At 39.9% G+C, this 12,343-nt stretch carries 12 protein-coding genes; 8 read left to right on the top strand and 4 right to left on the bottom strand.

All coding sequences use genetic code 11. The features are described from left to right. The first annotated feature begins 36 nt into the window (after nt 1–36). Entirely contained in the window at nt 37–2,130 is a 2,094-nt protein-coding gene (gene recG / locus V6W77_RS08355) for an ATP-dependent DNA helicase RecG (protein WP_334254373.1), read from the top strand. A 16-nt stretch (nt 2,131–2,146) separates the two neighbouring features. Here recG and uriH read toward each other — a convergent pair whose 3' ends face one another. Together uriH and V6W77_RS08345 are read right to left on the bottom strand one after the other, a co-directional pair. Next, nucleotides 2,147–3,079 carry a uridine-preferring nucleoside hydrolase UriH gene (uriH, locus tag V6W77_RS08350; RefSeq protein WP_334254372.1) on the bottom strand — a complete coding sequence of 311 codons (933 nt, stop codon included), beginning with the start codon at nt 3,077–3,079 and terminating at the stop codon, nt 2,147–2,149. 53 nt (nt 3,080–3,132) lie between these two features. After that, nucleotides 3,133–4,785 (bottom strand): phospho-sugar mutase, encoded by a 1,653-nt coding sequence (locus V6W77_RS08345; RefSeq protein ID WP_334254371.1) that lies wholly within the window; start codon nt 4,783–4,785, stop codon nt 3,133–3,135. 257 nt (nt 4,786–5,042) lie between these two features. Between V6W77_RS08345 and V6W77_RS08340 the strand changes: the two genes are divergently transcribed. Next, nucleotides 5,043–6,080 (top strand): YeeE/YedE family protein, encoded by a 1,038-nt coding sequence (locus V6W77_RS08340; RefSeq protein WP_188157157.1) that lies wholly within the window; start codon nt 5,043–5,045, stop codon nt 6,078–6,080. A 9-nt stretch (nt 6,081–6,089) separates the two neighbouring features. After that, nucleotides 6,090–6,314, top strand: coding sequence for a sulfurtransferase TusA family protein (locus V6W77_RS08335; protein ID WP_025234956.1), 225 nt, complete (start codon nt 6,090–6,092; stop codon nt 6,312–6,314). Nucleotides 6,315–6,400: 86 nt separating this feature from the next. Here the strand turns inward: V6W77_RS08335 and V6W77_RS08330 are convergent, their stop codons facing one another. Continuing rightward, nucleotides 6,401–7,030 (bottom strand): tellurite resistance TerB family protein, encoded by a 630-nt coding sequence (locus tag V6W77_RS08330; protein ID WP_334254370.1) that lies wholly within the window; start codon nt 7,028–7,030, stop codon nt 6,401–6,403. A gap of 87 nt (nt 7,031–7,117) precedes the next feature. Beyond that, nucleotides 7,118–7,579, bottom strand: a complete 462-nt coding sequence (locus V6W77_RS08325; protein WP_188157159.1) for a YchJ family protein — start codon at nt 7,577–7,579, stop codon at nt 7,118–7,120. A 452-nt stretch (nt 7,580–8,031) separates the two neighbouring features. Here V6W77_RS08325 and mnmG point away from each other — a divergent pair, with 452 nt between their 5' ends. From mnmG to V6W77_RS08300, 5 genes are all read left to right on the top strand, one after another. After that, on the top strand, nt 8,032–9,924 hold the full coding sequence (mnmG, locus tag V6W77_RS08320) for a tRNA uridine-5-carboxymethylaminomethyl(34) synthesis enzyme MnmG (protein WP_334254369.1): 1,893 nt from the start codon (nt 8,032–8,034) through the stop codon (nt 9,922–9,924). After that, nucleotides 9,925–10,761, top strand: coding sequence for a tetratricopeptide repeat protein (locus V6W77_RS08315; protein WP_334254368.1), 837 nt, complete (start codon nt 9,925–9,927; stop codon nt 10,759–10,761). It abuts the gene before it with no gap. A gap of 10 nt (nt 10,762–10,771) precedes the next feature. Next, on the top strand, nt 10,772–11,428 hold the full coding sequence (rsmG, locus tag V6W77_RS08310) for a 16S rRNA (guanine(527)-N(7))-methyltransferase RsmG (RefSeq protein ID WP_334254367.1): 657 nt from the start codon (nt 10,772–10,774) through the stop codon (nt 11,426–11,428). Between the two features lie 52 nt (nt 11,429–11,480). Beyond that, nucleotides 11,481–11,603 carry a hypothetical protein gene (locus V6W77_RS08305; RefSeq protein ID WP_428981782.1) on the top strand — a complete coding sequence of 41 codons (123 nt, stop codon included), beginning with the start codon at nt 11,481–11,483 and terminating at the stop codon, nt 11,601–11,603. Nucleotides 11,604–11,936: 333 nt separating this feature from the next. Then, nucleotides 11,937–12,320: an ATP synthase subunit I gene (locus tag V6W77_RS08300; protein WP_334248945.1), complete on the top strand. Its 384-nt coding sequence runs from the start codon at nt 11,937–11,939 to the stop codon at nt 12,318–12,320. Nucleotides 12,321–12,343 lie beyond the last annotated feature (23 nt).

Here is a 12,343-nt window from a genome sequence, read left to right as displayed (position 1 = left end):
TACTTGTTTCCAATAATGGTTATTTGAATAAATATAATGAGCGAACAATTATTAGACGGTGTCCCTCTAACCGCTCTTTCGGGCGTAGGGGCTGCAATCGCAGAAAAACTAGGTCGTATCGGCATTAATAATGTGCAGGATTTGTTATTTCATCTGCCGATGAGATATGAAGATCGTACTCGCATTACGCCGATTGCCGATGTTCGCCCTGAAAGTTACTGCACCATTGAGGGTTATGTACAACTCACAGAAGTGCAATTTGGGCGTAGACCGATTTTATCCGTTACGCTTTCTGACGGTACGAGCAAAATTATGCTCAAGTTCTTTAATTTCAATACAGGAATGAAAAACAGCCTTGCTACAGGCGTTCGGGTAAAAGCCTTTGGCGAAGTGAAACGTGGGCGTTTTATGGCGGAAATTCATCACCCCGAATATCAAATTATCCGTAATAATCAACCGCTTGAACTAGCGGAAACGCTCACGCCGATTTATTCCACCACCGAAGGCTTAAAACAAGCATCATTACGCAAAATGACCGAGCAAGCCTTAGCAGTATTAAACAATGTGAAAGTGGCAGAATTATTGCCCGATGAATACAATCCACACAAATATAGCTTAAAAGAGGCGTTGCAGCTTTTGCATCGTCCGCCACCAACCATTTCAGCAGAAATTTTAGAAAAAGGCGAACACCCCGCCCAAAAACGATTGATTTTTGAGGAATTGCTTGCCCATAATTTAGCGATGCAGCAGCTCCGTTTAGGAGTCAAACAGCAATTTGCCGAGCCACTAACCTATAAAACAGATTTAAAAAATCGTTTTTTAGCAAGCCTACCATTCCAACCAACCAATGCCCAAAATCGAGTTACGACAGATATTGAGCGTGATTTAGCTCAGCCTTCACCAATGATGCGGTTAGTACAAGGCGATGTGGGTTCTGGAAAAACGCTGGTTGCGGCTTTGTCTGCTCTGTTAGCGATTGATAATGGCAAGCAGGTTGCCCTAATGGCACCGACTGAAATTCTCGCTGAACAGCACGCTAATAATTTTGCCAACTGGCTTAAACCGTTTGGGATTGAGGTCGGCTGGCTTGCCGGTAAAGTGAAAGGCAAGGCTCGAACTGCACAACTTGAGGCAATCAAAAACGGCGAGGTGCAGATGATCATCGGCACACACGCACTGTTCCAAGAGGCGGTAGAATTCCATCATCTAGCCTTAGTGATTATTGATGAACAGCACCGTTTTGGCGTGCATCAACGCTTAACACTGCGTGAAAAAGGGGCGAAAAATGCTAACGGGCAGGACATTTATCCACACCAACTGATTATGACTGCCACCCCAATTCCAAGAACGCTGGCAATGACGGTTTATGCGGATTTAGACACCTCCATTATTGACGAGCTCCCACCGGGGCGAACCCCTATTACCACCGTGGTGATTTCGGAAGACAGACGAGCAGAAATTGTGCAACGGGTTTATCAAGCCTGTAAAAACGAAAACCGCCAAGCCTATTGGGTATGTACTTTAATTGATGAATCGGAAGTGTTAGAGGCTCAAGCCGCAGCAGCGATTGCCGAAGATTTGCAACGAGCCTTACCTGATTTGCGTATCGGTTTAGTACACGGTCGAATGAAACCGCAAGAAAAGCAAGCCATTATGGCATCATTCAAAGCGGCAGAATTGGATTTACTCGTGGCAACCACCGTGATTGAAGTGGGCGTGGACGTGCCAAATGCCAGCCTGATGATTATTGAAAACTCAGAGCGTTTGGGCTTGGCTCAACTTCACCAATTACGAGGACGAGTTGGGAGAGGAGCAACCGCTTCCCATTGTGTGTTAATGTATAAACCGCCGCTCGGCAAAATTTCCAGCAAGCGTTTACAGGTAATGCGAGATAGCCAAGACGGCTTTTTCATTGCCGAAAAAGATTTGGAAATTCGAGGCACAGGCGAAATTCTCGGTACAAAACAGACTGGAATGGCAGAGTTTAAAGTAGCGGATTTAATGCGAGACCGCAAAATGATTCCGCTTGTACAGCACTACGCCAAGCAAATTATTGTGGAAAATCCACCGCTTGCACAGGCATTAATTAAGCGTTGGTTAGACGATAAAGCGGAATATACCAACGCTTAACAAGTTGATGATTAGATTAGCCGAGATTTTTGATAGAATCGATTACCAAATTCCAAAAACGTTCTTTATCTAATTTTTTCGCTACCCAAGTATTACAAGGTTTTGGCGGGTAGCGGAAATCTGCGACCGTCATTCCAAGCGTGTGCGTGCCGGTTAATTCAATATTGACCGGCACTTGTTCCACTTCAATCAAGGTTGGGTCAATCACATAAGCTACCGCACAAGCATCGTGCACCGGTGGGGCATCAAAGTTTTGCACTTGTTTATACTTTTTGGAGAAGAATGCTAAAAGCTCAACTACAAACTGTCCCGGTTTGCTGTTTAAGGCTTTAAAACGTTCTACTACATCAGGGGTTGCAAGAGCTTGGTGAGTTAAATCTAAGCCAACCATCGTTACTTTCCAGCCCGCATTAAATACTATGTGAGCGGCTTCCGGGTCAATCTTGATATTAAACTCCGCCACTGCACTCCAGTTACCTGTGTGATAACCACCGCCCATCAGCACCACTTCTTTCATTCGCTCAATAATGCGAGGTTCTAATCGAGCAGCTAACGCAATATTGGTTAAACCGCCGGTTGGCACTAAGGTGATCGTTTTTTCAGGGTGCGACATCACCAAATCAATAATTAATTGAGCGGCGTGTTTTTCGGAAAATTGCTGAGTAGGTTCAGGTAATTTCGGACCATCCATTCCTGAATCACCGTGAATATCAGGGGCATTTTCCACCTCACGCACAAGTGGACGAGGGCAACCTTTCGCAAAAGGAATATTGCGGATATTCGCAATTTCCGCCACCGCTAACGCATTACGAGACACTTTCTCTAATGTTTGATTGCCTACAACTGTAGTAACAGCGAGTAAATCAATATTCGGATTTCCCCAAGCTAACATCATCGCAATTGCATCATCGTGCCCCGGGTCGCAATCTAAAATAATTTTTTGAGCCATTAGTTTCTCCTTTATAAAAAAAATGAGAGGGAATAACCCTCTCTTAGTAAAAATTAACAATCTTGTTTGCCGTATTGTTCTTGACGTAGTAATGCACGCACACTTGCATCAAATTGGCTTAGTACTTCTTCGGCATTTGCTGCATCAGTACCTCGAGCATCTAAGTAGAACTTAATTTTTGGTTCAGTACCTGAAGGGCGGACAATTAAACGGCTGCCATTTTCTAAAATGAATACTAAAATATCATTTTGACGTGGCGTTTTTGTATGATCGATAAATTCAGCTACGTTAAATCCACCAATATCTGCCGGCGGATTATTACGTAATGCGGTCATTAATTTGCCGATTTCGGCTAAATCGCAAACTCTGATAGAAATTTGACCGCTTACATAAGCCCCAAATTCTTTCACAAATTCAGCAGTATAATCTGCAAGCGTTTTACCTTCTTGTTTTAAGCTACACACTAAATCTAAGAACATAATTGCCGCTGAAATACCGTCTTTATCACGCACTTTGTCCGGATCAACCAAATAGCCTAACGCTTCTTCAAAGCCAAATAAGAGGTTTTCAACTTTGCCGATATATTTAAAGCCGGTAAGCGTTTCTTCTGACTCTAACCCATATTTTTTTGCAATTTCCGCTAATGCAGGGGAAGATACAAGTGAACAAGCTAGTACGCCTTTTTTGCCCTGTGCGTGGTACTGTTTCGCTAAATACCAACCTAAGAAACAACCGATCACGTTGCCGTGAAGAGGCTTCCAGTTACCTTGAGCATCAGGCACTGCAACCGCTAAACGGTCAGCATCGGGGTCATTTGCAATAATGAATTCTGCATTTTTCGCTTTCGCTAATTCAATGGCTAAGTCCAACGCCCCTTTCTCTTCCGGGTTTGGGAAGTTTACTGTTGGGAATGAGCCGTCCGGCTGAATTTGTGCTTCTACTAAATGTGGTTGCGGTAATCCTGCTTTGGCTAAGGTTTTGCTTAATACTTCATACCCCACACCGTGCATTGCTGTGTAAACGTAGTTGATCTCCGCTTTTGGCTGTTTCGCCAGTGAGGCAGTTTTTTCAATATATTTATTTACCACTTCATCATCTAACACGGTGAAATCTTGGCTGCGAGGTAAATCAGAAATGCTACCGCTTGCGACTTTGTCGATTAACGCTGCGATCTCTTTATCCGCTGGGGAAACAATTTGTCCACCACCGTTGGCTTTACCTAAGTAAACCTTGTAACCGTTATCTTCAGGTGGATTGTGGCTCGCAGTTACCATTACACCGGCTGTAGTGTCAAAATATTGAATGGCAAAGGCAAGCACAGGTGTAGGTAATTTGCGAGGAAGTAAATAGGTTTTAATGCCTGCCGCAGCCATAATTTCGGCAGTATCACGAGCAAACACATCAGAATTTTTACGACCATCGTAACCAATCACAATAGAAGGGGATTTATCATAACCTTTCACAAATTCTGCTAATCCACCGGCAGCTTGTGCAACCAATACACGGTTCATACCTTGAGAGCCTGCTTGTAATCTGCCTCGCAGACCTGCCGTACCGAATTGTAAACGTCCATCAAAACGAGCTTCCAACTCTGCTTTCGCTTTTTCATCCGTTTGTGCCGCTTGAATGAGCTGTTCTAACTCTGCACGCGTTTCAGCATCAGGGTCTTGTGCTAACCAGTTTTGAGCAACTTGAAAAATAGTCATTTTTTACTCCTTTATAATTTAAAATTTGACTTAGACTAACGCAAAGAGCCTTTGTTTTAAAGGATTTATTTGCTTTTTTGTGATCGAGTTATCAAATAAAACTCAGGCAAACGTTTACTTTTTATCTAATATAAAATCGGACACAAAAATGAAATTTGTGAGAGATCTCACAAAATATAATTAACTCAATTGACAAAGTTTATAAACACGACAAAAATGTCTACCTCTTTTTCATTACATTATACTAAGGTTTAGTTATGTTTTGGTCTTTCTTATCAGCCTTGATAATCGGCGGATTACTTGGTTTTATTTTTCAACGCTCCCGCTTCTGCTTAACAGGCGGATTTCGTGATATGTATCTCCTCAAAAATAATCGTATGTTTTATGCTTTGCTAATCGCAATTTCGGTGCAAAGTATAGGCGTAGTTTCCTTAATGGAATTGGGTTATATCACTTTACCTTATAAAGATTTCTCACTCCCAACCACTATTATCGGTTCATTAATTTTTGGTATGAGTATTATCTTAGCAAGTGGCTGTGCTACCGGTACTTGGTATCACGCAGGTGAAGGGTTAATTAGTGCTTGGATTGCATTATTGATGTATATGATTAGTGCTGCTGCGATGCGATTTGGTGCATTAAGTGATTTTACAAAATCAATGATGCAATACGGCAAAATAGAGGAAAACTTAGCTGCTTTATTAAATATATCTATATGGTGGTTAATCGGGATACTTATTACTATTACTGGCTTTTTAGTTTATCGAACATTGTCAAAACCAACACTTAAAGTTGCTTCTTTACCACCTAAATGGACCGGTATTCGCCACTATTTATTCGAGAAACGTTACCATCCATTTTTTGCTGCTGTATTAATTGGATTATTAGCTTTTGCCGCTTGGGGAGTAAATGCTCTGTATGGGAAATCAGCCGGATTAGGTATCACAGGTCCATCGGCTAATATCATTCGATATACTGTTACCGGAGATGCTAAGTTAATAAACTGGGGAGTATTCCTTGTATTAGGCATTATGCTTGGTTCTTACATTGCAGCCAAAGGGAGTAAAGAGTTTAAATGGAGGATGCCTGATCTAACAACTTGTCGGAACAGTGTCATCGGCGGATTATTAATGGGAATAGGAGCTTCACTTGCCGGTGGTTGTACGATTGGCAATGGTTTAACGGCAACAGCAATAATGAGTGCCAAAGGCTGGATTTCACTGTTTTTTATTATGATCGGAGTGTGGATAATGACTTATTTTGTTCATATCCGACCGACCAAACAACCTCAATAAGGAGAAAATATGCGTTACGAGCTTGATACTCAAGGGCATCTATGCCCTTATCCATTAATGGAAGCTAAAAAGAAAATTGTTGATTTAAATATTGGCGACGAGTTGGCTATCCAATTTACTTGTGCTGAAGCTACGGAAAATTTACCTCGCTGGGCTGCTGAGAATAATTATCCTGTTACTCATTTCGCTCAAATTGGTGATGCCGCTTGGGAAATTGTTATCCAAAAAGCTTAAAAAGAACAAGCGGTCATATTTCACAAGTTTTTTGCAAAAAACTCTCAAAATATAACCGCTTGTAGCTAAACTAAAATAGTCTAAATTTAGAATCCGGCATCTTTTTCTAACTGTTCAACTAACGCATCCGGTAAACCTAGTGCATTCGCTAAGTTTGCTAAGAAAATGATTTCTTTACGCTCTAAGTTTGTACATACTGCACGAGCAGCAAGGTAAACTTGAGTCGCAAGAGCTTGATCATTACCTACTTGACGAGCAATTTCTTCTACGCTTGCAGGACTATTCATTTCTTGACTAATCCACGATAATACTTCCGGATCTTGTGATACTTGTGCAACAATTGCGGCTTTTTCATCTTCAGTAATTGCACCATCTGCTGCCGCTGCGGCAACCATTGCTTGTAAAATCACCTTACTTGCTTCATTCGCATCAACTTCTTCAAAATTATCTTGGCTTAATTGAGACGCTGACGCATTTTGTTCTTGATATCTTTGATATGCTTGATAAGCCAAACTACCCAGAGCGGCTAAAGAACCTAATTTCGCTAAACCTGAGCCGCCTTTGCGTCCAAATAACATTGAAATAAGACCTAGAGCAGCAGCACCACCACCTACTTTGGCGATTTGGTCATTTGTCGTATTACCTTTGATTAATCCGTTAGTTGCTGCATCTTTTGCCGTATTTAACACTTGGTTTAAAATTTTATTGAAATCCATTTTTCGTTCCCCTGTAGGTAAGTTAGTCGTTGGTGAATAGAATTCATTTACTTAGTCTTTTTGATTTAAAAAGAGTTCAATTCAATATTAAAGATAATGACCACAACAATGTTTAAATTTTTTGCCCGATCCGCATACACAATTTTGCTTTTGACTTGGTAAAGGAACAGTAGGGTCTACAAAGAACCATTTACTCTCTATTTTGACAAAAAGCGATAATTCGTGATGTGCTTGTTTTCCCTCTTCTGTGTCAAAAAATGCCTTAAATTCAACCTGACTATGTATTTTTGAAAGGTTAGGTAAATGTTTAATAATTTCTAAACCAGCCCATTTTGTATTTTCTCCCCACGTTTTCATTGCTGCTTGATCAAGATATTTTTGCTGGTTTGGAACTGTAGTTTCAACAATATAGGGAATATTAACCAGCGTATAAGCTGAGTAACGAGAACGCATAAGTTGTTCTGCTGTTTGTGGTATTTCAGCTTTTAAATGAAAAGGCTCACAACATTCGGTATATTTTTTGCCTGATTGGCAGTTACAAGCGGTCATTTTTTCTCACTTTTTTACATATCAAAATGAAGTAAAATTTTACTGTAGAAATACGAAAAAAGGAATTTAATCTAAAAAACGTTACATACCCTATGTGGATAACTTATGAAAAAAGATTGAATTATTTGGGAATTACACTGTTAAAAGTTTCTTTATTTTAGCTTCTGTGGATAACTTTAGATTTTATCCACAGGTTAGATCTTCTTTTAGTGAGATCTATTCACGACCATTTTTGGATTTAACTTGTTGTTTTTCCTGTAAAAGATCTTTTACTCACATAAAGTAGAGGATCTAATAAGATTAACAATAAAGATCTTTATATAGATCTATATTATCTTTAGCAAAGGAACTTTGGATCTTGTTCAATTTAAATTTTATTTCCCTGATGATCCCTTTTTAAGCTAAAATACACGTTTATTTTTGCACAGTATTTTTGAGAGAAAAGGCGATATATGATTTATAACCAAATTTACGATGTGATTGTCGTAGGTGGCGGACACGCGGGAACTGAGGCTGCACTTGCTCCCGCCCGTATGGGGTTAAAAACCCTACTTTTAACACATAATGTAGATACTTTAGGGCAAATGTCTTGTAATCCTGCCATTGGGGGGATTGGTAAAGGGCATTTAGTGAAAGAGATTGATGCAATGGGCGGCTTAATGGCGATAGCTACCGACTTTGCAGGGATCCAATTTCGTACATTAAACAGTTCCAAAGGTCCGGCTGTGCGTGCTACTCGTGCTCAAGCAGACCGTGTGCTTTACCGTAATGCCGTGCGTACCGCATTAGAAAATCAACCAAATTTAGATATTTTCCAACAAGAAGTCGTGGATATTTTAGTGGAAAATAACCGTGCGGTCGGTGCGGTAACAAAAATGGGGCTAATTTTTAAATCTCGTTCTGTGGTTTTAACGGCTGGTACATTCCTTGCAGGTAAGATCCATATTGGTTTAGATAATTATGCAGGTGGTCGAGCAGGTGATCCGGCTGCTACTATGCTTGCAGATCGCTTGCGTGATCTGAATTTGCGTGTTGATCGCTTAAAAACAGGCACACCGCCACGTTTAGATGCTCGTACCATTAATTTTGATGTTTTGGCAAAACAGTACGGCGATGATGTGCTACCGGTAATGTCATTTATGGGATCGGTGGAACAGCACCCTCGTCAAATTCCTTGCTACATTACCCATACAAATGAACAAACTCACGATGTGATCCGTTCTAATTTGGATCGCAGCCCGATGTACACAGGGATTATCGAAGGAATTGGCCCACGCTATTGCCCATCGATTGAAGATAAAGTGATGCGTTTTGCCGATCGTAATTCTCACCAGATTTACCTTGAACCGGAAGGTTTAAACACGATCGAAGTTTACCCTAACGGTATTTCAACCAGCTTACCGTTTGATGTGCAAATGGGGATCGTAAACTCAATGAAAGGGTTGGAAAATACCCGTATTATCAAGCCGGGTTATGCGATTGAATACGACTATTTTGACCCTCGTGATTTAAAACCAACCCTAGAAACCAAAGCAATTGACGGCTTATTCTTTGCCGGTCAAATCAATGGTACAACAGGCTACGAAGAAGCGGCAGCACAAGGTTTATTAGCGGGGATTAATGCGGCATTACAGGTGCAAGGTAAAGAGTCTTGGTTCCCAACCCGTGATCAGGCTTACACCGGCGTATTGGTGGATGATCTCTGCACGCTTGGTACAAAAGAACCATACCGTGTATTTACTTCTCGTGCGGAATACCGTTTATTACTGCGTGAAGATAATGCCGATATTCGTTTAACACCGATTGCTCACCAGCTAGGTTTAATTGATGAGGCTCGTTGGGTACGTTTCAATCAAAAAATGGAAGCGATTGAGCAAGAACGCACACGCTTAAAACAGACGTGGGCTCACTTACAAATGCCAAATTTAGATGAACTGAATGCGTTATTGAGCACGCCACTTACCCGTGAAGCCAGCGGTGAAGATTTAATTCGTCGTCCTGAAATGAGCTACGAGAAACTCACTCAAATCGCCCCGTTTGCTCCAGCTATTGAAGATAAACAAGCCGCAGAGCAGGTGGAAATTGCGATTAAATACCAAGGCTACATTGAGCATCAATATAACGAAATTGAACGCCACAAACGCCACGAAAACACCCAAATTCCACCGGAGTTTGACTACGACAAAGTGGACAGCTTATCCAACGAGGTGCGTGCAAAACTAATGCAACACCGCCCAGTTTCCATCGGACAAGCCAGCCGCATTTCGGGCATTACACCAGCGGCGATTTCGATTCTACTTGTGAATTTGAAAAAGCAAGGAATGTTGAAACGTGGAGATCTATAAATGAAAAATATAAAGCAAATATTTATTTTTATTTGCTTTTTATGTTCGTCTTATATCAAAGCAAATGAAATGAGTTCAGATAAAATTACACAAGCCTATCGAGCCTTTGATAAAGGAGATATTCCTCATGCAATTCAGCTATTAGAAGAGCAGGCAAAAGAGGGAAATTCTGATAATGCACTATATGCAATGTATTATTTAGGGCACCTCTACTGGACAGGGCAATATGTTGCAGAAGATAGTGCAAAAGGAATGACTTGGTTTGAAAAAGCCGCTAATTCTGGATCTTTAGAGGCTTTGGAATATCTTGCACAAACCTATCAAAAGGGAGCAGGTGTTAATAAGGATATAGATAAAGCAATCTATTACTATGAAAAACTCGTTGAGGTTGATGTTGAATACCATCGTTCAGCAAAAACCAATATAGATCTGAGCTATCTTTATTTAAAGCAAGAAAAGGGCGAGTTAGCGATACGAGCTTTAAAACGAATTGATTCTGTAAAGGGTATTTCTTATTGGAACGAGGCATTGGTAAACCTTGCTAAAATTTATGAGCAAGGTTTAGCTGGCGTAAGTAAAAATGAAAAAGAGGCTTTTCATTATTATAAACTCAATTATGATTGGTCGCTTTATTTGAATAATGGGTATAAATCCTTTCCGCAATACTCTTTTAAATTAGCAGAAATGTATGAGAAAGGCATTGGTACTTCAAAAGATATTGCTCAAGCAAGAAAATTTTATCAACTGACGATTGAAAATATTATCAATGATGATAATAACCTAGAATGGGATGATATGTTAAAACAATCCCATAAAGCATTAGAACGGTTAAAATAGAATTTACAAAATGTTAGAAAAACTTAACCGCTTGTTAGCCCAAGCTGAAATTAACCTACCCGATCAGCAAAAAGAGCAGTTGGTCGGGTTTGTTCGGTTGTTGGATAAATGGAACAAAGCCTATAACCTGACTTCCGTTCGTAACCCTGATGAAATGTTGGTGAAACATATTATGGATAGCATTGTCGTGAGCCAACATTTACAGGGCGAAAAGTTTATTGACGTGGGAACAGGTCCGGGTTTACCGGGGATTCCGTTGGCGATTATTAATCCAGATAAACAATTTGTTTTATTGGATAGCTTGGGAAAACGCATCACTTTTATCAAAAATGCGTTGCGTGAATTGGGGATTCGAAATGTAACCCCTGTTCTGAGCCGTGTGGAAGAATATCAAGAGCAACAATTTGACGGAGTTCTGAGTCGAGCCTTTGCCTCGCTTGATGATATGGTAAATTGGTGCTACCACTTACCGAATGAAAACGGTAAATTTTATGCGTTAAAAGGCGTGTATGATGAAACCGAAGTACAAGCGGTTAAAAAGGATATTGAATTGGTTGAAGTTATTGAATTACAAGTGCCGGAGTTGGTCGGTGAAAGACATTTAGTTGTGTTGAAATTATTAAAATTGCCGTGCCAGTGGAGAAAAAACATTAAATGCTATAGATAATTTAGCCGGTGGAGCTCACCATAGTGCTTTCAGTTTGGATATTGATGCAGAAATGTTACGCACATTCGCTGAATATTTCGGTATTGAGTTCATTCACATTAATGAAAATACGGAGTTACCGCAGCTTAAAAATGAATTACGTTGGAATGATTTAGCTTATAAATTTTCTAGATAAGTAATTATTGATAATAAGCGGTTGTTTTTGGCTTATTTTTTACAAAGTTCTTAAAAGAATATTGTAATATGTTTGTAACAAGATGACCGCATTTACTTCCCTTATTCCCTTCAAATCAACCTTGTCTTTCTATGTATTCCCCGATCAAATTTTTTACATTTTTGTAAAAATCGGAGTTTTTTTTCAAAAATGTGAAGAATGACTCATTTTATGAAGTTTTAGGTTGCAACTCTTAATTTGTAAAGTATAATTTCTCGTTGGATTTCCATTGATTCAACAGTGGCTAATTATTAGCCTGTTTGTTAAGGTAAACTTGTTCAAAAAGGGTAAAATGTGTCTGCTGTAATCAATAAAGCAAAATCACAATATCGCAGAGCGTTGGGAATTGAAGCGGGAGCTATTTTAGTTTTAGCTTTTATTCTTTTTTTGTGTAAAGGGAATATTGCAGTTTCCTTTCTTGCTGGAGGTATCTCTAGTTTTGTGCCTCACTGTGTTTTTGTGTATTGGGTTTTCTTTAGAAATTCTGCAAAAGATCGGACAAAAATGACCGCTTTCTATTGGGGAGAAGGGGTTAAATGGTTAGTTGCAATCATTTTAATGATAGTGAGTTTTACCTTAATTCCGCATTTCCAATTTTTAGTATTTTTTGTAGGTTATTTTTTAGCACTGTTTTTAAACATTGCATTGCCGATGTTCTTGAGTCGGAAATCAACATAGTTTTTTAATTTTGAAAGGATAAA

Source organism: Mannheimia indoligenes, from assembly GCF_036880405.1.
GTDB lineage: Bacteria > Pseudomonadota > Gammaproteobacteria > Enterobacterales > Pasteurellaceae > Mannheimia > Mannheimia indoligenes.
This window is presented reverse-complemented; position numbering and strand designations above follow the sequence as displayed.